This is a genomic window from Streptococcus oralis Uo5 (genome assembly GCF_000253155.1).
GTDB classification, from domain to species: domain Bacteria; phylum Bacillota; class Bacilli; order Lactobacillales; family Streptococcaceae; genus Streptococcus; species Streptococcus oralis_L.
Genome location: NC_015291.1, coordinates 1748982 through 1773477, shown reverse-complemented (window position 1 = coordinate 1773477; position 24496 = coordinate 1748982). Strand labels below are relative to the sequence as shown.

The 24496-nt window shown below is 43.0% G+C and carries 24 protein-coding genes and 1 riboswitch; of the genes, 19 read left to right on the top strand and 5 right to left on the bottom strand.

Annotated features, from left to right (window positions below):
• The first annotated feature begins 93 nt into the window (after nt 1–93).
• Genes SOR_RS08835 through SOR_RS08825 form a run of 3 tightly spaced genes read left to right on the top strand, consistent with a single transcriptional unit; the run spans nt 94 to nt 2508 of the window.
• The gene (locus SOR_RS08835; protein ID WP_000657470.1) at nt 94–1326 is read left to right on the top strand and encodes an MFS transporter; all 1233 of its coding nucleotides are present in this window, start codon (nt 94–96) and stop codon (nt 1324–1326) included.
• Between the two features lie 12 nt (nt 1327–1338).
• Nucleotides 1339–1932, top strand: coding sequence for a Holliday junction branch migration protein RuvA (ruvA, locus tag SOR_RS08830; protein ID WP_000273401.1), 594 nt, complete (start codon nt 1339–1341; stop codon nt 1930–1932).
• 9 nt (nt 1933–1941) lie between these two features.
• Nucleotides 1942–2508, top strand: coding sequence for a DNA-3-methyladenine glycosylase I (locus SOR_RS08825; protein ID WP_001126061.1), 567 nt, complete (start codon nt 1942–1944; stop codon nt 2506–2508).
• Nucleotides 2509–2588: 80 nt separating this feature from the next.
• Here the strand turns inward: SOR_RS08825 and SOR_RS08820 are convergent, their stop codons facing one another.
• From SOR_RS08820 to SOR_RS08795, 5 genes are all read right to left on the bottom strand, one after another.
• Nucleotides 2589–2852, bottom strand: a complete 264-nt coding sequence (locus SOR_RS08820; RefSeq protein WP_000166112.1) for a SemiSWEET family transporter — start codon at nt 2850–2852, stop codon at nt 2589–2591.
• A 105-nt stretch (nt 2853–2957) separates the two neighbouring features.
• The gene (locus SOR_RS08815; RefSeq protein WP_000255139.1) at nt 2958–3992 is read right to left on the bottom strand and encodes a S66 family peptidase; all 1035 of its coding nucleotides are present in this window, start codon (nt 3990–3992) and stop codon (nt 2958–2960) included.
• 312 nt (nt 3993–4304) lie between these two features.
• Complete coding sequence (locus tag SOR_RS08805; protein WP_000331823.1) at nt 4305–4652, bottom strand: TfoX/Sxy family protein; 348 nt, start codon at nt 4650–4652, stop codon at nt 4305–4307.
• A gap of 15 nt (nt 4653–4667) precedes the next feature.
• Nucleotides 4668–5345 carry a DUF1129 domain-containing protein gene (locus tag SOR_RS08800; protein WP_000077998.1) on the bottom strand — a complete coding sequence of 226 codons (678 nt, stop codon included), beginning with the start codon at nt 5343–5345 and terminating at the stop codon, nt 4668–4670.
• An 11-nt stretch (nt 5346–5356) separates the two neighbouring features.
• A complete protein-coding gene (locus SOR_RS08795; RefSeq protein WP_000815617.1) occupies nt 5357–6301 on the bottom strand; it encodes a magnesium transporter CorA family protein in 945 nt (314 codons plus the stop codon).
• Between the two features lie 136 nt (nt 6302–6437).
• Between SOR_RS08795 and uvrA the strand changes: the two genes are divergently transcribed.
• From uvrA to SOR_RS08715, 16 genes are all read left to right on the top strand, one after another.
• Entirely contained in the window at nt 6438–9269 is a 2832-nt protein-coding gene (gene uvrA / locus SOR_RS08790; RefSeq protein WP_001152845.1) for an excinuclease ABC subunit UvrA, read from the top strand.
• Nucleotides 9262–10323: a M24 family metallopeptidase gene (locus SOR_RS08785; protein ID WP_001042874.1), complete on the top strand. Its 1062-nt coding sequence runs from the start codon at nt 9262–9264 to the stop codon at nt 10321–10323. Before uvrA ends, SOR_RS08785 begins: the two co-directional genes overlap by 8 nt.
• A 53-nt stretch (nt 10324–10376) precedes the next feature.
• Nucleotides 10377–10528, top strand: a riboswitch (M-box (ykoK) riboswitch).
• A gap of 196 nt (nt 10529–10724) precedes the next feature.
• Nucleotides 10725–13385, top strand: a complete 2661-nt coding sequence (mgtA, locus tag SOR_RS08780) for a magnesium-translocating P-type ATPase (RefSeq protein WP_000858861.1) — start codon at nt 10725–10727, stop codon at nt 13383–13385.
• A gap of 134 nt (nt 13386–13519) precedes the next feature.
• Complete coding sequence (gene spx / locus SOR_RS08775; protein ID WP_000591165.1) at nt 13520–13918, top strand: transcriptional regulator Spx; 399 nt, start codon at nt 13520–13522, stop codon at nt 13916–13918.
• Between the two features lie 66 nt (nt 13919–13984).
• On the top strand, nt 13985–14554 hold the full coding sequence (locus SOR_RS08770; RefSeq protein WP_000734689.1) for an SP0191 family lipoprotein: 570 nt from the start codon (nt 13985–13987) through the stop codon (nt 14552–14554).
• Between the two features lie 87 nt (nt 14555–14641).
• Complete coding sequence (locus SOR_RS08765) at nt 14642–14908, top strand: IreB family regulatory phosphoprotein (RefSeq protein WP_000507059.1); 267 nt, start codon at nt 14642–14644, stop codon at nt 14906–14908.
• Nucleotides 14909–14911: 3 nt separating this feature from the next.
• The gene (ruvX, locus tag SOR_RS08760) at nt 14912–15331 is read left to right on the top strand and encodes a Holliday junction resolvase RuvX (protein WP_002876031.1); all 420 of its coding nucleotides are present in this window, start codon (nt 14912–14914) and stop codon (nt 15329–15331) included.
• A gap of 15 nt (nt 15332–15346) precedes the next feature.
• Complete coding sequence (locus SOR_RS08755; RefSeq protein WP_000017623.1) at nt 15347–15652, top strand: DUF1292 domain-containing protein; 306 nt, start codon at nt 15347–15349, stop codon at nt 15650–15652.
• A 356-nt stretch (nt 15653–16008) separates the two neighbouring features.
• On the top strand, nt 16009–17259 hold the full coding sequence (locus tag SOR_RS08750) for a bifunctional folylpolyglutamate synthase/dihydrofolate synthase (protein ID WP_000464352.1): 1251 nt from the start codon (nt 16009–16011) through the stop codon (nt 17257–17259).
• Between the two features lie 90 nt (nt 17260–17349).
• Nucleotides 17350–17805: an SP_0198 family lipoprotein gene (locus tag SOR_RS08745; protein WP_000853137.1), complete on the top strand. Its 456-nt coding sequence runs from the start codon at nt 17350–17352 to the stop codon at nt 17803–17805.
• Nucleotides 17806–17989: 184 nt separating this feature from the next.
• A complete protein-coding gene (locus SOR_RS08740; RefSeq protein WP_000190434.1) occupies nt 17990–19141 on the top strand; it encodes an iron-containing alcohol dehydrogenase in 1152 nt (383 codons plus the stop codon).
• A 104-nt stretch (nt 19142–19245) separates the two neighbouring features.
• Entirely contained in the window at nt 19246–20514 is a 1269-nt protein-coding gene (locus SOR_RS08735) for a glycosyltransferase (RefSeq protein WP_013670286.1), read from the top strand.
• Nucleotides 20515–20517: 3 nt separating this feature from the next.
• Nucleotides 20518–21498: an NAD-dependent epimerase/dehydratase family protein gene (locus SOR_RS08730; protein ID WP_000757302.1), complete on the top strand. Its 981-nt coding sequence runs from the start codon at nt 20518–20520 to the stop codon at nt 21496–21498.
• Nucleotides 21473–22288 (top strand): MBL fold metallo-hydrolase, encoded by an 816-nt coding sequence (locus SOR_RS08725; RefSeq protein WP_001289511.1) that lies wholly within the window; start codon nt 21473–21475, stop codon nt 22286–22288. Before SOR_RS08730 ends, SOR_RS08725 begins: the two co-directional genes overlap by 26 nt.
• Nucleotides 22266–23528 carry a F390 synthetase-related protein gene (locus SOR_RS08720; RefSeq protein ID WP_000724368.1) on the top strand — a complete coding sequence of 421 codons (1263 nt, stop codon included), beginning with the start codon at nt 22266–22268 and terminating at the stop codon, nt 23526–23528. Before SOR_RS08725 ends, SOR_RS08720 begins: the two co-directional genes overlap by 23 nt.
• Nucleotides 23529–23542: 14 nt before the next feature.
• Complete coding sequence (locus tag SOR_RS08715) at nt 23543–24487, top strand: 3-oxoacyl-[acyl-carrier-protein] synthase III C-terminal domain-containing protein (RefSeq protein ID WP_000141199.1); 945 nt, start codon at nt 23543–23545, stop codon at nt 24485–24487.
• Nucleotides 24488–24496: the final 9 nt, after the last annotated feature.

Sequence of the window (24496 nt, the reverse complement as noted above, 5' to 3'; positions counted from 1 at the left end):
AACCAGAGGTTGCACTTGTGTTTGCAGTTTCAGCAAAAAAATATGATATACTAGGTAAGAAAAAGCGAAGAAATTATGAAAAAGGAATGAAAGATGAAAGAATTTTTTGCCCTCCCCAAGCAAATTCAAATGCGGGAATGGATGAGCTTTGTAGCACGGATTTTAGAGAGTGCCATTACTCCTTTTATGGCCATGTACTATGTTCAATATTTTGGAGCCTTTTGGGCGGGGTTATTGATGATCACAACCAAACTCATTGGTTTTTTAGCTGGGCTGTATGGTGGACATTTGGCGGATCTTTGGGGACGTAAGAAAGTCATTGACTGGGGAAACTTTGGTCTTGCGAGTGGCTACTTTCTTGTGCTGCTGGCAAATATGCCTAATCATATTTTTCCCTTTTTGACTTTTGTCGGAATGTTGCTGGCAGAGACCGCAGGAACTTTCTCTTGGCCGGCTATTGATGCGATGATTATTGATTTGACCGACGAGCAAAATCGCCGTTTCGTTTATACGATTAGTTATTGGTTTGTCAATGTATCCGTTATGTTAGGAGCAGGGCTTGCAGGTTTCTTTTACGACCACCATTTTTTTGAGTTGCTTCTGGTTTTGACGGTGATTAGCTTCTTGAATTTTTTCCTCGCTTGGAAATATTTTTCAGAAAGCAAGCCAGCTAATCTGGTCTTTGAGCATGGTAGCAGTCCTTTGGCAACTGTGAAAAATTATGTTTCTGTTTTTCAGGACAAAATTTTCCTACTTTATACGTTAGGGACTGTATTTAATGGTGTTATCTGGTTGCAAATTGACAATTATATACCCGTTCATTTGAAAGAGTCATTCATCGCGAGTAGTATTTTCGGTATTCATATTTCAGGAGCTAAGATGCTCAGTATCATGGTCTTTATCAATACCCTGATTATTGTTTGCTTCATAACGACTGCCAATCGTTTGACCAAGGAAATGAAGCTCATACCGCAGTTTTTATTGGGAAGTATTATCTTTGACTTGGGTATGCTTTTCACCATTGTCTTCAGGAGTTTCTGGGCTCTGTTTTTGCTAGCCATTCTCTATACTATGGGGGAACTCATCTGCATGCCGCCAAGCCAAGTTTTGCGGGCGGAAATGATGAATGAGAATAAGCTCGGAACCTACTCAGGTTTCCTTAATATGGCGCAGCCTTTAGCGTCTATTTTAGCGGGGGCGATGATTTCTATCAGCGCTGCAACAGGTGCTGTAGGTGTTTGGCTCGTTTTTATTGTGTGTGCAGTACTTGGGTTGCTTCTTATCATCAGAGCAGCGCATTTACAAGGAATTGCAAATCAATTATAGAAAGTGAAAATTATGTACGAATATCTAAAAGGAATCATTACCAAAATCACTGCTAAATATATCATCCTTGAGGCAAATGGTATCGGTTATATCTTGCATGTAGCCAATCCCTATGCCTACTCAGGTCAGGTCAATCAAGAAACTCAGATTTATGTGCACCAAGTTGTTCGTGAGGATGCCCATCTGCTCTACGGTTTTCGCTCAGAAGATGAGAAAAAGCTCTTTCTCAGTCTGATCTCGGTCTCAGGGATTGGTCCTGTGTCAGCTCTTGCTATCATCGCAGCTGATGACAATGCTGGCTTGGTTCAAGCGATCGAGACTAAGAACATCACCTACTTGACCAAGTTCCCTAAAATTGGCAAGAAAACAGCCCAGCAGATGGTGCTGGACTTGGAAGGCAAGGTAGTCGTGGCTAGTGATGACCTTCCTTCCAAGGTCGCAGTGCAAACCAGCGCTGAAAACCAAGAACTGGAAGAAGCTATGGAAGCCATGCTGGCACTGGGCTACAAGGCGACTGAACTTAAGAAAATCAAGAAATTCTTTGAAGGAACGACGGATACAGCAGAGAACTATATCAAGTCGGCCCTTAAGATGTTGGTCAAATAGGAGTATAATATGCCAAAACGCTGTGGTTGGGTAAAAATGAATAATCCCTTATATGTAGCCTATCATGATGAGGAGTGGGGGCAACCCCTTCATGATGACCGCGCTCTTTTTGAACTGCTCTGTATGGAGACTTATCAGGCTGGTCTGTCTTGGGAAACGGTACTCAACAAACGCCAGGCTTTCCGAGAAGCATTTCATGGCTATCAAATTCAAGCGGTCGCGGAAATGACAGATGGGGAGTTGGAAGCCTTGTTAGAGAATCCAGCCATCATCCGAAATCGTGCCAAGCTCTTTGCGACACGCTCCAATGTCCAAGCATTTTTACAAGTTCAGGAAGCATATGGCTCCTTTGATGCCTATCTCTGGTCTTTTGTCAATGGACAAACCATCATCAATGATGTCCCCGACTATCGCCTAGCCCCAGCTAAAACGTCTTTATCTGAGAAAATATCCAAGGATCTCAAAAAACGTGGTTTCAAATTCACAGGTCCAGTTGCGGTTTTGGCTTTTCTACAAGCAGCAGGTTTGATTGACGACCACGAGAATGATTGTGAGTGGAAAAGCGGAAATAAGTGAGTGCAGGCGTCTAATTATCTGAGAATATAGAAAAAAGCTGAGAAGAGTTTCTCAGCTTTTTGATTATATGCTAGTAACTTTTATAGTGCAGTAAGAAATGTCAGTCCACCTAAGACAACGCCAGCTGAGTTTGGAATAATTAGTATCCAATCCTTCTTAGGTTCTTTTGTCCACCCGTAAATAACCCAAATTAAACAAGATACTGCTGCGGATAAAGGCTGGAATGGTTGAGCTTTGTTGCCTTGTAAATTGGCAAAAATTTGTGGGATGTAGGCGATAAATACAATAATCCCGATAAAGGCCCCGATTGAACCGACAATTTGATTTATTTTTTGTTTAGTCATATACACCTCCTTTAAAAAGATATCATAGAAATAAGCAAAATGCAATAAATTCAGACACAAATTGTAACGAAAATCAATACCAAAGCACAAAAATGGAGAAATTGTTTATTTTTTGTTATAGTCAAAGCGAATGACTTGCTTCTTTGCATCCACATAAGCGTGAACGCCAAAGGGCACAATGGCTCTTGGTGTGGCGTGCCCAACGTTTAGATTATAGACAATCGGGATATTGTTATCAATGATATCCAATAGTGCCTCTTTATAGTCGTCATAGAAGGTTTCATCCATAGGTTTTCCGACCAAGAGTCCACTGATGACCTCAAATACCCCAGTTTCTTTCAAAGCCAGCACCATCTTTTTGAAGTTTTCCGGCTCAGGCTTCTCTTCGCTTGTTTCTAACAAAAGAATCTTTCCTTCCCAGTCGGATAAGTCAGGAAAAAGTTTGTATTTTTGGCAGAGAACTGTGCTGTCTGCGTATCGAGAATTGTCAAAGATATCATAGAGAGATTCAAGGCAACCTCCGAGAATTTCTCCCTCAAACTGGGGATTTCCTTGTAACAAATCAAAGCCTGTATTTACATGACTGATACGAGCTGTTCCCAGGGCCTTGGGACTAAAATCAGTTCGTTCCTCATACCAAAGGTCGCTAGGGCGGATTTCTGAGATTCTTCCTGTCTTGATCAATTCTTTAAAGTAGTGAAAGCTATAGGTCAACATCTCCTTGTCTAATTCACAAATGTCTGCTAGAAAGGATTGCCCATAAAAAGTCTTGACCCCTAGTTTGTGCAACATAAGGTGGTTCATAGTGGTATCCGAGAAGCCAAGAAACATCTTTGGTTTGATAACCTTTTGGAGTTGGTCATTTTCAAAAAGATAAGGTAGCAAGCGATAGGTATCATCCCCACCGATGGCGCAGAGGATCATGTCGATGCTATCGTCCGAAAAGGCCTGCATCAAATCCTCTGCACGCGCCTCAGGATGGTCCTTGATAAAGTCTAATCCTTTTTGCGAATGAGGCAAAAAGATAGGATTGAGTCCCAAATTCTTGAGACGTTGGACACCTAAGTCGACTTCGTGTTTGACAAAATCCTCTCCGATAACACCACTAGACAAACTAACAATACCAATAGTAGAAACCATATCTCATCCTCCTAGAAATAGATTGATACTCTTCGAAAATCAAATTCAAACCACGTCAGCTTTGCCTTGCCGTGTCTATGTTACTGACTTCGTCAGTTCTATCTACAACCTCAAAGCAGTGCTTTGAGCAACCTGCGGCTAGCTTCCTAGTTTGCTCTTTGATTTTCATTGAGTATGAGCCTATTCTATCACAAAAGATGAGAGAAAACTATAGGAATTAGACTCAGAAGTGCTATTGGAACTCAAGAAAGCAAGAAAAAAGCAACCGCCTGTGCAGTTGCTTTCCGTTTTTCGAATCTCGATAGGTGTGAGTTACTTGGTCAACTCTTGATTATAGGAGAGGGCTAAATCAATCCAGTAAGGAAGTTCTTTTTGACCTTCGATATCTAGGTCTATATAGCCATGATAAGGTCGCCCTCTCATCAATGTAATATGAGCTCCTGTTCGGGGTAGAACTTGCTTTTCCATTTCTTTGCCAATTCTCACCATAACCAGTTCGTCCTTTCTGGAACTGACTGTAAGGACCATTTTCCCACGAATCATAAAGGCCAGGCCACCAAACAGTTTCTTTTCTTCTAGCTCTTCTTCGAAAATTTGGGGAGGCAGTTTGAGTGCTAGAATTTTTCGAATCTGCTGAGCTAAGGATTGACTATATGCCATAGCTTTTCACTTTTCTTAATAACGTGATGGGCCCGCGCTTGCACTTCGGATGTTGAAACGTTTCTTGAGATAGAAGCGAAGGGCGAGAAGGGCAGCTCCCAGGATAGCCAAAGGCAGTGGAGCAAGGATTGGATTGAGAGCTGCTGGTAGGAAGCTTGTTGCAAAGAAGACAGCCAACCAGAGAAGCATAGCAGCCAGGATGACGAGGATTGATTTCCAGAAAGGAGGGCGCTGACTACGATCTGTGTCTGGTCCATAATACTGGTAGACAAAGTAGTACATCAAGTAGAAGGCCACCCCTCCTACAAGTCCAACCAACAAGAGGGTAATCAACCCATAGCCAATGGCCTGATCTGTAGAGAAGAAGGTAGTCAGAGCGCTAACCAATGCAAAGAGACTGGTGATAAAAAGAGCTGAGTCCATAATCATGAGTTTTGGATCGTCATTTTCTTTTGGATGCTCTTTTTCATATTGCTCCTTGACAGTGAAGCTATGAGCCCAGTGGGTTGGAGCGCCGTAGAGGGAACGAGCTGTCGTTCCTTTGGCTTGCTCTTCAAGGATTTTAGGAATGACTTCCTCAAAAACAGCCTTGATTTCAGCATCTGTTTTGCCATCTTTGATAAATTGCTGGGTAGCAATATGGATAAACTCTTGGTTTTTCTTAGTTAATTTTTGTAGATCAATCTGAGACATAGGGATTCCTCTTAGAACCATTTCTTATGGATGAGATAGAGAGTGAGTGAAACACTCATAGCAAAGGCGATAAAGACGATTAACCAGAAGGCATGTGGCTCACCGTTCAAAGGGATTTCATTATCCTTGAAGTTCATCCCATAGGCTGAGAAGATCATGGTTGGGACAGACATAACGATGGTCACGAGAGCCAGAGTTTTCATGATGTTGTTCTGGTTATTGGAAATGATAGAGGCAAAGGTCTCTGTCATAGAGTGAAGGACATTTCCATAGATATCTGCCATCTCGATGGCCTGTTGGGTTTCAATAAGGGTGTCTTCGAGCAGGTCTTCGTCTTCTAGGTATTTCTTGATATTGCTAGTTGCGCTGGTCAATTTCTTAATCACGCGCTCGTTCGTCTTCAGTGAGGCCTTGAAATAGACGATGGTCTTTTCCAATTCCATGAGCTCGATCAGCTCTTCGTTTCGAGTAGACTTGTGAAGTTGACTTTCGATCTGTTCACTCTTACGGTCGATCGAACGAAGGGCCGTAAGGTAAAGTTCGGCGTTGCGGTAGAGAATCTGGAAGATAAAGCGTGAACGCATGAAGGTGTAAAAGTTACGCAGTCTACGGTTGATAAAGACATCGAGAACTGGGAGGGGCTCCAAGCAGGTGGTGATAATGGTCTCCTCGGTGATGATAATCCCTAGCGGAATCGTTACGTAGTAGGTGCGATTGTTTCTTTCCTCTGTGATGGGAACGTCTACGATGATCAAAGTATACTCATCTTCAATGGTAATACGGGACATTTCTTCCGCATCGAGCGGTGCTCGAAGGTCGGCAATGTCAATGTCGAAGGCGTTAGCGATTTCCAACGATTCATTTTGTGTAGGATTGACGAGGTTGATCCAAGTACCCGGTTCAAGCGTGTCGATCTCTTTAAATTCAGTTGTTGTTGAGAGAAAAACTTGTTTCATATCCCCTATCCTTTCCTACTATTCAGTGATTCATTTTTTGCACCGTACTATTATACTATAAAAACAGCTTTTTGGGTAATAGAATTTCACATTTTTTGGTATAATGGAAAGCAATAATGGACTAGAAAGAACAAAGATGCAAGATAAAATTGTGATTCATGGGGCGCGTGCCCATAACTTAAAAAATATTGATGTGGAGATTCCGCGAGACAAGCTGGTTGTTGTGACTGGTTTGTCAGGATCTGGGAAATCCAGTTTGGCCTTTGATACCCTCTATGCGGAGGGACAACGTCGTTATGTGGAGAGTTTGTCAGCCTACGCTCGCCAGTTCTTGGGAAATATGGAGAAGCCAGATGTAGATGCTATTGATGGACTCAGTCCAGCTATTTCCATCGACCAAAAAACGACTAGCAAAAACCCTCGTTCGACCGTGGGAACCACGACTGAAATCAATGACTATCTGCGTCTCCTCTATGCACGTGTAGGGATGCCTTACTGTATCAATGGGCATGGGGCTATCAAGGCTTCTTCTGTGGAGCAAATCGTGGATAAGGTTTTAGAATTGCCTGAACGCCAGCGCTTGCAAATTTTGGCCCCTGTCATCCGCAAGAAAAAAGGACAACACAAGAGTGTCATTGAAAAGATTCAGAAAGACGGCTATGTCCGCGTCCGAGTGGATGGGGAAGTCTATGATGTGACCGAAGTGCCAGAGTTGTCCAAGAGCAAGCAACACAATATCGATGTTGTGGTTGACCGTATTGTCATCAAAGAGGGTATTCGTAGCCGTCTCTTTGATTCCATTGAGGCTGCCCTTCGTATCGCAGAAGGATATGTGATTATCGACACTATGGACGATTCTGAGTTGCTCTTTTCTGAGCATTATGCCTGTCCAGTTTGTGGTTTTACAGTACCAGAGTTAGAGCCTCGTCTCTTCTCCTTCAATGCCCCGTTTGGCTCTTGTAGTGAGTGTGATGGTTTGGGCATCAAGCTGGAAGTGGATGTTGATTTGGTGGTGCCAGATACCAGCAAAACTTTGCGCGAGGGAGCCTTGGCACCTTGGAATCCTATCTCATCCAACTACTATCCAAATATGCTAGAGCAGGCCATGACAGCCTTTGGAGTGGATATGGATAAGCCTTTTGAGGACTTGTCAGAAGAAGATAAGAACTTGATTCTCTACGGCTCGGATGGCAAGGAATTCCATTTCCACTATGAAAATGAATTTGGTGGCGTGCGCGATATCGACATTCCTTTTGAAGGAGTAATTGGTAATATCAAGCGTCGTTACCATGAGACTAACAGTGACTACACCCGTACCCAGATGCGTCTCTACATGAATGAGCTAACCTGTGGAACTTGCCACGGCTATCGTCTCAATGACCAGGCCTTGTCTGTCCGTGTGGGTGGGGAGCAAGGACCCCATATCGGTGAAATCTCAGACCTGTCTATCGCAGACCATTTGGAATTAGTGAGCCAGCTGACCTTGTCTGAAAATGAAGCCATTATCGCCCGTCCCATTCTCAAGGAAATCAAGGATCGATTGACCTTCCTCAATAACGTAGGTCTTAACTATCTGACCCTGTCACGTTCGGCAGGAACCCTATCAGGTGGGGAGAGTCAGCGTATTCGCTTGGCGACCCAGATTGGTTCCAACCTATCAGGTGTCCTCTATATCCTAGATGAGCCGTCTATCGGTCTTCACCAGAGGGATAATGACCGTCTCATTGCCAGTCTGAAAAAGATGCGTGACTTGGGCAACACTCTCATCGTGGTAGAACACGACGAAGATACCATGCGTGAGGCGGATTATCTGATTGACGTTGGTCCGGGTGCTGGTGTTTTTGGTGGAGAGATTGTTGCTGCAGGTACGCCTAAGCAAGTGGCTCGCAACAGCAAGTCTATCACAGGCCAATATCTATCAGGTAAACGAGTCATTCCAGTACCAGAAGATCGCCGTTCCGGAAATGGTCGCTTTATCGAGGTGACAGGAGCGCGTGAAAATAACCTACAAAATGTCACTGCCCGCTTCCCGTTAGGAAAATTTATCGCTGTGACTGGTGTATCGGGTTCAGGGAAATCGACCCTAATCAACAGTATTCTCAAAAAAGCCATTGCTCAAAAACTCAATCGCAATTCAGACAAGCCTGGTAAGTTTAAGACGATTACAGGGATTGAGCATGTAGACCGCTTGATTGACATTGACCAGAGCCCTATCGGACGGACGCCGAGGTCCAACCCAGCTACCTATACGGGAGTTTTTGACGATATCCGTGACCTCTTTGCCCAGACAAATGAAGCTAAGATTCGAGGCTACAAGAAGGGCCGTTTCAGTTTCAATGTCAAGGGTGGTCGTTGTGAAGCCTGCTCAGGTGATGGGATTATCAAGATTGAGATGCACTTCTTGCCAGATGTTTATGTGGCCTGTGAAGTTTGCCATGGGACTCGCTACAACAGTGAAACCCTAGAAGTCCACTACAAGGAAAAAAATATCTCGCAGGTCTTGGACATGACCGTCAACGATGCGGTGGAATTTTTCCAACACATTCCAAAAATTCAACGCAAACTTCAGACCATCAAGGATGTGGGACTGGGCTATGTAACGTTAGGACAACCAGCTACCACCCTTTCAGGTGGAGAAGCCCAGCGTATGAAGTTAGCTAGTGAACTCCATAAACGCTCGACAGGTAAATCCTTCTACATTCTGGATGAGCCAACTACAGGGCTTCATACTGAGGATATCGCTCGCTTGCTTAAAGTCTTGGCTCGCTTTGTCGACGATGGAAATACAGTCCTCGTCATTGAGCACAATCTGGATGTCATCAAGACGGCAGACCATATCATCGATTTGGGACCTGAGGGCGGTGTCGGTGGTGGAACCATCATTGCAACAGGAACCCCAGAAGAAATAGCGGCCAATGAAGCCAGCTACACAGGACACTATTTGAAAGGAAAGTTACATCATGAATAAACGTGTGCAAGCATTTCTAGCTAAAATGCAAGAAAAAGAACTAGATGGTATCATCATCAACAACCTTAAAAACGTCTATTATTTGACTGGTTTTTGGGGTTCAAATGGAACAGTCTTTATCAGCCGTGACCGTCAGGTTTTGGTGACAGACTCTCGCTATATCATTGCAGCTAAGCAAGAAGTAACAGGTTTTGAGATTGTGGCTGACCGCGATGAATTAGCTGTTATTGCAGGCATTGTTAAGGATATGGGTTTGTCTCGCGTTGGTTTTGAGGACGAGATTTCGGTTTCTTATTACCACCGTATGCAGGCAGCTTTTGCAGGAATCGACTTGCTTCCGCAGACTCAGTTTGTTGAAGCACTTCGTATGATTAAGGATGAGAAAGAGATTGCGACTATTCGCAAGGCTTGTTCTATCTCAGACCAAGCTTTCCGAGATGCACTTGACTTTATCAAACCAGGAAAAACTGAGATTGAAATTGCCAACTTCCTTGACTTCCGTATGCGTGAGTTGGGAGCATCTGGCTTGTCTTTTGATACCATTTTAGCAAGTGGCATCAACTCTTCCAAACCCCATGCCCATCCTATGCATAAACCCGTAGAGCTGGGAGAAGCTATTACCATGGACTTCGGCTGTCTCTACGACCACTATGTCAGTGATATGACACGGACCATCTACCTCGGTCATGTCAGTGACGAGCAGGCAGAGATTTACAATACTGTCCTGAAAGCCAACCAAGCCTTGATTGATCAAGCTAAGGATGGCTTAGGTTTCCGCGACTTTGACAAAATTCCTCGTGATATTATCATCGAGGCAGGCTATGGAGACTACTTTACCCATGGTATCGGACATGGTATCGGACTCGATATCCATGAGGAACCCTACTTTAGCCAAACTTCGAAAGAAGTCATTAAATCTGGTATGGTCTTGACTGATGAACCGGGTATCTATATTGAAGGTAAATACGGGGTTCGTATCGAGGATGATATCTTGATTACAGAAACAGGTTGTGAGTTATTGACACTTGCTCCAAAAGAATTGATTGTTATCTAAAAAATGAGATAAATCGTTGACTTTTATATTTTAAAGGTTTATACTGATAGACGAAAACGGTAGGTGAGGCTACCATAGGGATACGGATGACTACCGCAAAGCAGTGGAGACACTACTCGTTGGTCAACAGTCCTGGTCGCGAAGGCCAAGACTAAGCTCATTACATCGCCCTATGGAGTTAAAGCTTGAACGAAAAAACAGATAATTAGTTTTTTAATCCTGCCATTTTTATGGTAGGATTTTCTGCTGTTTTAAGAAAAAGAAAGGAGAAAAACGATGCAAATTGACGATCATCCAGAACCGCACATACACAGCCAATCGCTGATTTGTGTCGTTCTGCCCTTATAAAGTGATTGGTCTCTGTGTATGAAATACATCATTCATACAGATAGGAGAAACCAATGAAAACTACAAAAGAAAGATTAGCAACTGCTATTCACACATCTTTAAACAAAACTCTATCTTTTTATAAGACAAGTCTAACAGGCTTGACTGAGGAGCAGGTGGAGAAAAATCGTGACCTATATGGCGAAAACACCATCACCAAGGGTCAAGAAGACAGTATCCTCAAAAAGATTTACGAATCTATTATCAATCCATTCACAATTATCCTGCTGGTTATCGCGATGATCTCCATGGTGACCAATGTCTGGTTGGCAAAGCCTGGACAAGAAGATCCGACGACCTCTATCATCATCGTTGTTCTAGTCCTCATTTCTGGTGGTATTCGCTTTGTCCAAGAACTGCGGAGTGACAAGGCTGCGACCAATCTATCAAAAATGATTGTGAACACAGCCACAGTAATTCGCGAAGGCCAGAGTTTAGAGGTGGCAATTGAAGATTTGGTCGTTGGAGATATAGTCAAGTTGAGTGCTGGGGATATGATTCCAGCAGACCTCCTTTTGATTGAATCACGTGATTTCTTTGTCCTACAGTCTGGTTTGACAGGCGAAAGTGACTCGGTTGAAAAACTGGCCTTGTCAAAAATGAGCCAGTCAAACTTTGATAGTCTGCTAGAAGCAGAAGCGCTCGCCTTTATGGGAACCAATGTGATATCAGGAAGTGCCAAGGCTTTGATTCTAGCGGTCGGTGATGACACTATGATGGGAGAAATCGAGCAAACCCTCAATACCTATGACGAACCAACCTCTTTTGAGCGGGAGATGAATAGTATCTCTTGGCTCTTAATCCGTTTGATGTTGGTCATGGTTCCCATCGTGTTTCTCTCCAATGGCTTGACAGATGGCGACTGGCTGGAAGCAGGTGTGTTTGCACTGAGTGTTGGTGTTGGATTGACACCTGAGATGCTTCCTATGATCATCACGGCTAGTCTAGCAAAAGGCTCCATTATCATGGCCAAGGAAAAAGTCGTCATCAAAAAACTCAATGCCATACAAGATCTAGGTGCTATTGATATCCTGTGTACGGATAAAACCGGAACCCTTACCCAAGACGAAATTGTCCTTGAATATCCTTTGGATATACATGGAGATTTGGATTTGTCTGTGTTGAGACGTGCCTACCTCAATTCCTATTTTCAAACCGGTTTGAAAAACTTGATGGACCGTGCCATTATCAGTAGAACTGAAAAAGAAGCTAAAGAACACGCTATTCTACAAAATTTGGATACTAGCTTCCAAAAAATAGACGAATTGCCCTTTGATTTTGAACGCAGACGGATGAGTGTCATCGTCAAGGATGAGAACGAAGTTGTTAGTTTGGTAACCAAGGGTGCTCTAGAGGAAATGCTTGCGATTTCAACCCATGTGGAATATCAAGGTCAGATTAGTCCTTTGACGGATGATATCCGAGTGGAAATCTTAAAAGAAGTGGACCAACTCAATCAGCAGGGCTTGCGAGTCTTGGGAGTCGCCTATAAAACAGGCCTAAAAGAAGGTTTTGCTTACTCCGTTGAAGATGAAAAAGAGATGATTCTAACAGGATATCTTGCCTTTCTAGATCCACCAAAACCATCAGCAGCACCAGCTATCCAAGCTTTGTTAGAACACGGTGTTCAAACGAAAATCTTGACGGGGGACAATGAGAAGGTAACCCAAGCAGTTTGCGAAAAAGTTGGTTTAGATGTTAATCAAATCTTGTTGGGTTCGGATATTGATGCCATGACGGACGAAGAGTTGGCCCAAGCAGTTGAGAAGGTGACGGTCTTTGCCAAACTCTCTCCGGATCAAAAAGCACGAATCATTTTACAAATCAAATCTAATGGACATTGTGTCGGCTATATGGGAGATGGGATCAATGATGCCCCATCTATGAAAGTAGCAGATGTGGGGATTTCTGTTGATACAGCAGTAGATATTGCCAAAGAAACGGCTGATGTCATTTTGCTAGATAAGGATTTGATGGTGCTTGAAAAAGGGCTGGTTGAAGGGCGCAAAGTCTATGCCAACATGACCAAATACATCAAGATGACGGTCAGCTCTAATTTCGGGAATATTTTCTCTCTATTAGTGTCTGGTATCTTTTTACCTTTCCTTCCTATGGCGCCGATTCACTTGATTGTGTTAAATCTCGTCTACGACCTTTCTTGCATTGCCTTGCCATTTGATAATGTGGATGAAGACTTTTTAAAACATCCCCATAAGTGGGAGGCTAAGTCTATTACTCGCTTTATGATTTGGATGGGTCCGATTTCTTCTGCCTTTGATATTTTGACCTTTATCTTGCTCTATTTTGTCATTGTCCCAATGGCGACAGGTCAAGCCTATGCTCACGGAGCAGAGTCTGCAACGGGCTTTATCATCTTGTTCCAAACAGGTTGGTTCATTGAATCCATGTGGTCCCAAACCATGGTGATTCATATGCTTCGTTCAGCAAAACTTCCTTTCTTGCAAAGTCGTCCATCATGGTTTGTTCTTGGAACAACCTTGCTAGCAGCTGGTTTTGTGACCTTCCTTCCCTACTCTTCAATTGCTAGCCTGCTTCATTTAACCCCTTTGGAACCAATTTATTTTCTCTTTTTGCTTTTGATTATCGTTCTCTATATGATAAGTGTTACAGTTGTGAAACGATTGTATATCAAAAAATTTAAAAGTTGGTTATAAATTGATTTTGTCAAGAAAAAAGTACGAAAATCGCTAAAAAAGTTAAATTATTTTAAAAATAGGTCGCAAGTCGGATGTTTTTTATGGTATAATAGACTAAACTGATAGTAACATGTAGCGAAAGGGGTAGGTACATGATCAAAATTTATACAGTCTCAAGTTGTACTAGCTGTAAAAAAGCGAAAACCTGGCTCAATGCCCACCAGTTAAGTTATAAAGAACAAAATCTTGGTAAAGAAGGAATTACGAGAGAAGAGTTATTAGATATTCTCACGAAAACAGATAATGGAATTGCCAGTATCGTTTCGTCAAAAAACCGCTACGCTAAGGCACTTGGAGTTGACATCGAGGATTTGAGTGTCAATGAAGTGCTCAACTTAATCATGGAAACACCACGGATCTTAAAGAGTCCGATTCTCGTTGATGAGAAGCGCCTGCAAGTCGGCTATAAAGAAGATGATATCCGTGCCTTCTTGCCACGCTCTGTCCGTAATGTAGAAAATGCAGAAGCACGTCTACGTGCAGCTCTATAAAACATCAAGGCTGGGAGTGACTCCTGGCCTTGTTTGCTCTTTTGTTTTAAAATCAAGTGAGGAATTATGAAAAAGTTACTAATTGCTAGTTTTGCTCTCCTCTTTTTGCTTGCGGGATGTGGGCAAAAAAAGGAAACCCCTGCTGCTTCTACAACAGCATCTGAACCTCTCCAATCCAACCTTCCCGTTTTGGACAATGCCGAAAAGAATACGGTTGTCACCAAGACCTTGCTGATGCCGAAGTCAGAAAATGGAACGCAGCAGATTCAGACCATTACCTATAAAGGCAATCAGTTTTTGACCTTGACCAACCAGCAAAAACGACCTGTCGGCGATGAACTCAAGACCTTTATCTCTGAAAATGGCCTAGAGGAAACGCAAAAAGCGCTTCTTGAAGCAGAAGAAAAGGATGAGACTATCCAAGAGGCGCGCAAACTGGCAGGATTTACACTGGAAACCAAGCTACTCAGCGAGACAGAAATCCAGACCACAACGACTTATGATTTTCAAGTTTTGGATGTCAAAAAGGCATCTCAACTAGAATATTTAAAAAATATTGGTCTTGAAAATCTCTTAAAAAACGAACCTAGCCAGTATATTGCTGACAGAGTGGCAAATGGGGCGGTAGAACAGTAAGAAAATCCAAATAAACAAACTGATTTATTTGTAGAACGTAAGGAAATATGCTATAATAGTACTATTCTAAGGAAAGAGGGTGTTAGAATGGGATTTACTGAAGAAACTGTACGGTTTAAATTGGATGATTCCAATAAGAAAGAAATTAGCGAAACGTTGACAGACGTCTATGCTTCTTTGAATGACAAGGGCTACAATCCGATTAACCAGATCGTCGGTTATGTATTGAGTGGTGACCCTGCCTACGTTCCTCGTTATAACAATGCACGAAATCAAATCCGTAAGTATGAGCGTGATGAAATTGTTGAAGAATTGGTACGCTACTACCTTAAAGGACAAGGAGTCGATCTATAATCTATGAGAATTATGGGATTGGACGTCGGTTCAAAAACGGTAGGCGTTGCTATTAGTGACCCACTAGGCTTCACTGCTCAAGGACTTGAAATCATCCAGATTAATGAGGATCAGGGCCAGTTTGGTTTTGACCGTATCAAGGAATTGGTTGACAGCTATAAGGTGGAGCGCTTTGTAGTGGGTCTGCCTAAAAATATGAACAATACCAGCGGTCCGCGAGTAGAAGCCAGTCAAGCCTATGGTGCCAAGCTAGAAGAACTCTTTGGTTTGCCAGTAGACTATCAGGATGAGCGTTTGACAACGGTCGCTGCGGAGCGTATGTTGATTGAACAAGCAGATATCAGCCGTAACAAACGCAAGAAAGTTATTGATAAGTTAGCTGCTCAGCTGATTTTGCAAAATTATTTAGATAGAAAATTTTAAGACAGAGGAGAAACTATGTCACACGATCACAACCATGACCACGAAGAACGTGAATTGATTACACTAGTAGACGAGCAAGGAAATGAAACCTTGTTTGAAATTCTTTTGACCATCGATGGGAAAGAAGAATTTGGTAAAAACTATGTTCTTCTAGTGCCAGTTAACGCAGAAGAAGATGAAAATGGTGAAGTTGAAATCCAAGCTTACTCATTCATCGAAAACGAAGACGGAACAGAAGGCGAATTGCAACCAATCCCAGAAGACTCAGAAGACGAATGGAACATGATTGAAGAAGTCTTCAATAGTTTTAAGGAGGAGTAAAAACGTTCGGGGAACGTTTTTAGCCCTGCGCCAGAAATGAGAAACGCAGGAACGTTCGGGGGACGTTTTTAGCCCAGTTCCTTTAAATAAGAGAGAACTGGTAAGTCTGGGAGACTGTATCAGCCCTGCTTCTAGAAATAAGAAAAAGCAGGAACGTTCGGGGAACATTTTTACCCTTACGCTAAAAATAAAGACCGTAAGTAATTCCAGGGGACGTTTTTAGCCCACGTTGAAATTCATAGTAGCTAGTGATTAGCTAACCAGGTAAGAGGTCGGGATTTTAGTCCCGGCCTCGCTTTTATTTGTAATCATACTTTGATGCGGTAGTTGATTGGACTTTTGTTAAGGAGACATGTATGTTTGAAGTAGAAGAATGGCTTCATAGTCGGATTGGTTTAAACTTTAGATCCGGTCTTGGACGAATGCAGCGAGCGGTGGATTTGCTGGGGAATCCAGAGAGGACTTATCCTATTATCCACGTAACAGGGACTAACGGTAAAGGGTCAACTATTGCCTTTATGAGGGAGTTGTTTGTTGCTCATGGTAAAAAAGTTGGTACTTTTACCTCTCCCCATATCATCAGTATCCATGATCGAATCTGTATCAATGGGCAACCAATCGCAGAGGAAGACTTTATCCGTATAGCTAACCAAGTCAAGGAGATGGAAAAAACTCTTTTGGAAACTCATGACCAGTTGTCCTTTTTTGAGTTGTTGACCTTGATTGCCTTGCTTTACTTTAAAGAGCAGGGAGTGGAGCTAGTTCTGCTAGAAGTGGGGATTGGTGGTCTGCTTGACACCACTAATGTCGTAACTGGAGAGATTGCAGTTATTACCTCCATTGGGCTAGATCATCAGGAGACCTTGGGCGATAGTCTGGAGGAAATAGCCAAGCAGAAAGCTGGTATTTTCAAGGCTGGCAAGCAGGCGGTCATTGCCAAGCTTACTCCAGAAGCGGAGCTTGTCTGTCAAAAAAGAGCAAAAGAGTTAGCTGTTGAACTTTATCAAGCTGGGCGAGACTTCACCTTGAATGCTGGGAATTTTTCAAGTAAGCTAGCAAACTTTTCACAGCTTGAAATCGGTTTGGAAGGTGCTTATCAGCAAGAAAATGCCGCCTTGGCTTTAGAAACTTTTCTTCTGTTTATGGCATCAATAGGTGAAAGGGTCGAAGAAGAATTTGTCAGACAGGCTTTGAAGAAGACTCACTGGGCAGGTCGATTGGAACGGATTCGTCCGCAAATCTACCTAGATGGGGCTCACAATCTTCCAGCCTTAACCCGGTTGGTCGAGTTTATCCAAGGGAAAATCCAGCAAGGCTATCAAGTCCGTATCCTTTTTGGTGCTCTTAAACGCAAAGACTATCAAGGGATGTTGGGCTATCTATCTGAGCAGTTGCCTCAGGTGGAACTTAAGGTAACGGGCTTTGACTACCAAGGATCTTTGGATGAGAAGGATGTGGCGGGTTACGATTTAATTTCTTCCTATGGTGATTTTATCAGAGAATTTGAAGAAAAGGCCAACGATCAGGACCTGCTTTTCGTGACGGGATCCCTCTACTTTATCTCAGAAGTCCGAGCGAGTTTGCTAGGAAGCGATGGGATTAGTTGACCTTCTAGGCTTAAGTTGTTATACTTGAGGTAGGAGGTACATCTGGAAACTGATCCAGCAAAACATTGGCACAAAAGAAAGGAAATCGCTATGAAAACAAAAACATTCACACTTTCTATTGCTTCCCTAGCAATTCTTAGTCTTTTAGCAGCTTGTGGATCTAAGACACAAGCACCTACCCAGCAATCTGCTCAACAATCATCTACTCAACAAGAATCATCTTCTAGCGCTACGACAAGTGCTAGTCAACCACAGGCATCCTCAAGTCAGGACACTACTGTAGCTCAACCTACGAATATCGATGGTACCTATACTGGAAAAGATGAGAATGACCAAATCACTCTTGTTGTAACAGGTAAAACTGGTACATGGACTGAGGTCGAGCCAGATGGAGATAAGGAAATCAAGCAAGTCAGCTTTGAGCCAGAAAATCAACGTGTCATTATCGGTGATGATGTCAAAATTTACACGGTTAATGGTAATCAATTGATTATCGATGATATGGACCGAGAGGCATCTGACCGAGTGGTATTAACTAAGCAATAATGATTAAGTAAAAGTTCCAATGAGATGAAAGCTATCTTTTTGGAGCTTTTTTCTTGAAAAAGTGGCTGGCTGTTCTTTACTAACTTTTTACTTAAAACGCTTACAAATATTTGTAATACTTCTTATAAGGTCGTATACTTATAGTAAATAATCAAATAGCGCAGAGGCGCAGGAGGAAAAGCATATGGCTACATTTTACGTTCCATCGGTTAACCTTATTGGTAAAGGTGTTGTAAATGAAGTAGGTCCGTATATCAAGGAACTGGGGTATAAGAAGGCTCTTTTGGTGACAGACAAGTTCATCGAAGGCAGCGATATTTTACCTAAGGTCCTAAAACCATTAGATGCTGAAGGGATCGAATATGTGATCTTTAGCGATGTGGAGCCGAATCCGACTTGTAAGAATGTCACAGAAGGAGTGGCAGCCTTGAAAGAACATGGATGTGACTTTATCATCAGTCTTGGTGGTGGGTCTCCACAGGATGCAGCTAGTTGTATCTCTATCATCGCTACAAATGGTGGAAAACCACAGGACTACGAAGGTCTCCACAAGTCTGCTAAAAAAGGGTTGCCAGTGGTTGCGATCAATACAACAGCTGGAACTTCTGCAGAAATTACCATTAACTATGTCATTACTGACGAAGAACGCAAGGTCAAGATGGTAATGGTTGATAAGAACAGCCTTGCCCTCATCTCTGTCAATGATCCAGAACTCATGCTTTCAAAACCGAAAGGATTGACAGCGGCGACAGGTATGGATGCTCTTACCCATGCTGTCGAAGCCTTGGTAACACCAGGTGCTTATAATGTGACCAAGAAACTCTCTATCGGAGCGATTGAACTCATCAAGGAATATCTTCCTCGTGCTGTGGCTAATGGACAAGATATCGAAGCGCGTGAGGCGATGGTCAATGCCATCTTCCTCGGTGGTATGAGCTTTAACAATGCTGGTTTGGGCTATGTTCATTCTATGGCTCACCAACTCGGTGCGGTATATAACTTGCCGCATGGTGTCTGCTGTGCCATGCTTCTCCCAGTTGTAGAACGTGAAAATGCCAAACGTGTACCAGAAGCTTTTCGCAATGTAGCCAAGGCCTTGGGACTCCATGTTGAAGGGAAAACAGACCAGGAATGCGCTGACTATGCTATTGCTGAAATTGAGAAACTGTCTGAAACAGTAGGTATTCCGAAGAAACTCACTGAACTCGGTATCCAAGAAAAAGACTTTGATTTTGACTACCTTTCTAAGAATGCTTTGATTGATGCCTGTGCACCAGGAAATCCATTCATGCCAACTTTAGAAGAAACCATTACTCTCTACAAAGAACTCTTCTAAAAATCAAGTAGAGTGGAAGGGACTTATTCCTCAAAATATAAATAATATTGGGAAGAACTATCATTTTGGTAGTTCTTTTTTTAAAAATTTGCTATCCTAGACATATGAGAAAAGTCAAAATTGATGTGGTTGTAGTGCCCTTAAGTGGGCATCTCTTCCCGACCCTCAATCTACTCGCACCCTTGTTGAAGGATCCCTTGTATGAGATTCGATTATTTACAGGACCGCAACGAAAAACTGTAGCAGAGGAGATGGGATTCCGGGTGATTCCCATTTTAGAAAATTCTGTAGATGAGTTTGAGCGTGTAGCCAACAATGAAGGGCAGTTAAACTTTATTTCTGCTTATCGACAGTTGTCAGCTAGTCTTGATTTGATCAATGTGGTTTCAGATCAATTAATGCAAGAGTGGCAGGAAAATCGACCTGATATTGTGATTGCGGATTTTATAACCCTCTCTGGAGGACTTGTAGCGGAACAGTTGAATATTCCCTGGATTACCACGATGGCGACACAGTTTGCCATTGAAACGACAGATGGACCGCCTTGTTTCTTTGGAGGAATGGGCAGTCCAAAAACATCTTTCCAATCTGCCCAGCAATGGCTAGGAAGAAAAGGGACTTGTTTAGGGAAACGAATCGTAACCTTTTTATTGAGAGAACGATTGAAACGTTACGATTTTAAGCTCTACAATCAGAAAGGTCAGGAAACCATCTATTCACCCTATTCCATCTTGGGAATTGGGATGAAAGAGTTGGAGCTGAAAAGCGGTTTTCCAGAGCATTACCTTTGGGTGGGACCTTTTGGCTCTTCGATTGAGAGGGCAGAGAATTACCCCCTTGATTTGGCTCCTTATGCAGGGTATAAGAAGGTCCTTGTCTCCTGCGGCACTCAGCTAGCATGGGCCAAAGACAATCTCCTCTATCAGACACAACAATTGGCAAAAGCCCATCCGGACTGTCACTTCTTTGTAACTCTGGGGTTCGGCGGACAAGATTTCCAATGTGAGGAGGTCATGGACAATGTTTCTGTGGTATCCTATCTTCCCTATAAGGAATACATTCCCCAGATGGACTATGTCATTCATCATGGCGGTGCGGGTATTTTTTACCAGTGTATCATCTATGGCAAGCCTGCCTTGATTCTCCCTCATGACTATGATCAGTATGACTATGCAGTTCGTGGGCTAGAAGCAGGGATTGCCTTGACTGCTAAACGAGAGGATAGAGAAGCGATTGGACGCGCTTTTGGTGAGCTATTGGCTAGAGATGGCTGGTCAGAATTGAACAAACTTAGTCGTGCAGCTCAAATCTATCAGCCAACAGAGATTCTGAAGAGCGAAATACATCGGCTCTTAGGGGACAAGGAGAAATAGGATATGAAGAAAGTATTAGTAACAGGTGCTACGGGCTTTCTAGGTAAGTATGTTGTTGAAGAGCTCAGTCAGCAGGGCTATCAGGTACGCGCTTTTGGACGCAATCGCAAGGCGGGCCAGTCTTTGGAGAACTCCCTAGTATCATTTTTTCAGGGAGATTTGACCAAGCAAGAGGACTTGGCTCGGGCTTGTCAGGGGATGGACATGATTGTGCATGCGGGTGCTCTTTCTACCGTCTGGGGACCTTGGGTGGATTTCTACCAGACAAATGTCTTAGGGACCAAGTATGTTCTGGATGCTTGTCGAGAGACTGGTATTCAGCGCTTGGTTTACGTATCCTCACCTAGCATCTATGCTGCTCCTAGAGACCAACTAGCTATCAAAGAAAGTGCTGCGCCTCAGGAAAATAATCTGAATAACTACATTCGTAGTAAGCTGGCTTCGGAGAAGCTGTTTAAGGATTATCCTGATGTTCCAAGTATTATCTTACGACCTCGTGGGATTTTTGGGATTGGGGATACCAGTATTTTGCCCCGAGTTCTCAAACTCAGTCAGAAGATTGGCATTCCCTTGATAGGGGATGGTCGTCAGCTCATGGATATGACCTGTGTGGAAAATGTTGCTCTGGCCATTCGTTTGGCTCTAGAGGCCCCTCAAGCTAGTGGCGAAGTTTATAATATTACTAATGGGGAACCAAGAGCTTTTAAGGATTTGATAGAAGAAACCTTGAGAGGGTTAGGCTATCCGATAACATACCGAAAAGTGCCGGCTCCTCTTCTGTCAGCTATTGCGAGTACGCTAGAGTTTATTTACAAGATCTTGCATCTCAAAGGCGAACCGCCTCTGACACGCTATACCTATTATCTGCTCCGTTATAGCCAGACGCTGGACATCAGCAAGGCGGAGCGAGACTTGGGTTATCGCCCTCAAATCAGTATTTCGGAAGGGATTGAACAATATGTCCGAGATTATCGAAAGCATTGATTATTTCCCAGCAGGCTACTGTACCAGCTACACAGGTTTGCTATTTAAGGGAGTCAAGAATCAAAAGATGACCTTTCCAGCAGGTGTTTTTCTTATCAAACACAGGGACAAGGGCTATCTCCTCTATGATACTGGCTATCACTATGATATTAAGACGAAGCTTCGCTATGGTTTCTATCGACTAGGAACACCTGTTCAAATGACGGAGAAGGACCAAATTTCACGTTTGTTAGAAGCGAAGGGAATCAAACCAGAAGAAATTAACTATGTTCTTCTATCGCACCTACATCCAGATCATCTGGGAGGAGCAAGTTTTTTCCCGAATGCTCAATTTATCCTGACTCAAGAGGTTTTTGAAGTTTACCAGAAACCCAAGTTGAAAGACTTGATTTTCAAGGAATTTTTGCCAGCTTCTTTTGAAGAAAATCTAACCATTATCAGAGCTGACCAGCAAGATTCAACTTTTCCCTATCGTCCGATTTGTGATCTTTTCGGAGATGGCAGTATCCTAGTTGCTTCTGTTGACGGGCATGCTAGGGGGCAAGCCTGTCTGTATCTTCCAGAGCTTAATCTTCTCATTGCAGCAGACCTCTGTTGGGGAATTGATCTCTTACCTTATACCAAGCAGATGCACCTGCTTCCTTCCCTGATTCAGGACAATAAGGCAGACTATATCAAGGGGACAGAGTTTCTGGAGGAAGTCTTGAGAGACGGTATTGAGGCAATTGTTAGCCATGACCCTGTAGAAAGGATCGAGCGGATTTTGTATGAAAAAAATAACCTTTCTTAAAACTTTTATCCAAACGCGTTGGCTTCATCATTTCAAATCTCGAGAAGCTGTAGAAAACTATCAGAAAAAGCAATTAGCTAACTATATGAATTTTTTAAAGCGAGAGTCTCCCTACTTTAAAAATGGGGTTCCTAGCAACTTTGATCATATGGACAAGGCTTTTATGATGGAACATTTTAATGAGCTCAACACCCAAGGAGTGGATAGAGATGAAGCCTTGGCCTTGGCTATTGAAAGTGAACAGACCCGTGATTTTACCGAGCTCAAAGGTGAAGTGGCCGTCGGTCTATCTTCAGGGACATCTGGACATCGGGGGCTCTTTATCACAACAGAGAAAGAGCGAAGTATGTGGGCAGCGGCTATCTTGGCCAAGATGTTGCCAAAGGGTCAGCTTTTTGGGCACCGTATCGCCTTTTTCCTGAGAGCTGATAATGAACTCTATCAGACCATCAATACAGCGCTCATTCGGTTAGAGTACTTTGATATTTTTAAACATACAGATGAGCATATAGAGCGACTCAACAACTATCAACCAACGATTATTGTGGCACCAGCCTCAATGTTAATTGAATTGAGCAAGCGTCTCAAGGATGGAGAGTTAGCTATTCACCCACAAAAAATCGTTTCGGTGGCGGAAATCTTGGAAGATAGTGATAAGGGACGGATTGCAGAAGCCTTTTCACTATCCATCATTGACCAAGTATATCAGGCGACAGAAGGCTTCCTAGCCTGTACTTGCTCAGCTGGCAATCTGCATCTCAACGAAGATATTATCTATGTGGAAAAAGATTATCTGGATGATCGCCGTTTTTATCCAGTGATTACGGACTTTAAACGAACTAGTCAGCCTGTTTATCGCTACCAGCTCAATGATATCTTGGTTGAAAATCCGGAGCCTTGTCCCTGTGGCTCCTACTATACACGGATTGACAAGGTTGAAGGACGCTCTGATGACATCTTCTATTTCGAAGGACTGGATGGGGGTCAAGTGACCATCTATCCTGACTTTATCAGGCGATGCATCCTCTTTGTGGAGAATGTAGGAGATTACCAAGTCAAGCAACATTCTGAGAAGTTAGTGGAAGTTTGTCTAAGCCGACGAGATGAGGACGTAGAGACAGCAATTTTAGCACAGTTCCAACTCTTGGCCCAGCAAAAAGAGTTCATAGTTCCTCAAATCCAATTTTCAGATTATCACTGGGATACTAGCCGTAAACTCAAACGAATCCAACGTTTATGAAAGGAAAAAAGACAATGACAGAAGTAAAAAGACATGTAGAAATCGTAGGTTATGGCATTTGCCTTCCAAAGCATACAGTTCAATTTAAAGACCAGACCCGTTATCGTGTAGTGGAAAATGAAGAAACGCAACTCGACTTGGCAGAAGAAGCTATCCACCGTGCACTTGAACATGCAAATTTGGATATTAAAGATATCGATTGCCTTGTATCAGCTAGTGCAGTTGGTGTTCAGCCGATTCCTTGTACGGCTGCCTTGATTCATGAGCGCGTGGCAAAAGGACTCTCAATTCCAGCAATGGACATCAATACAACCTGTACCAGCTTTATTTCTGCTCTATCGACTATGTCCCACTTGATTGAGGCGGGCGAATACAATCGTGTCTTGATTGTGTCTAGTGAGGTTGGAAGTTTAGGGCTCAATCCCAAGCAAAAAGAAAGTTTTGAACTCTTTAGTGACGGGGCAGCAGCCTTTATTTTCCAAAAAAGTCATCAGGAAAAAGGGGTCATTGCTAGTCTCCAACGTACTTGGTCAGAAGGAGCTCACGATACGGAGATTCGTGGAGGTCTAACTTCTTTTCAACCAAAAGAGTACTCTGAAGCGACTAAGACCAACTATATGTTTGACATGAAGGGGAAGAAAATCCTCCTCTTATCTGCTCGTAAAATCCCAGTCATGTTTGAAGAGTTTCAAGAAAAAACACAGCTAGCCTTGGCAGACGTGGACTATATCATTCCTCACCAAGCTAGTCGCGCCCTTCCTTTGGTTATGGAAAAACTAGGTGTGGCTGAGGATCAGTACCTCAATCTCGTCACTGACTATGGAAATATGGTGTCAGTCTCTGTACCGTTTGGCTTGGCTTATTCTTTGGAGCATGGACTTATCAAGGAGGGAGATGTCGTCTACCTTATGGGGACTGCTGCTGGTATGACGGTCAATATGTTGGCTCTGAAATTGTAATAATCATCT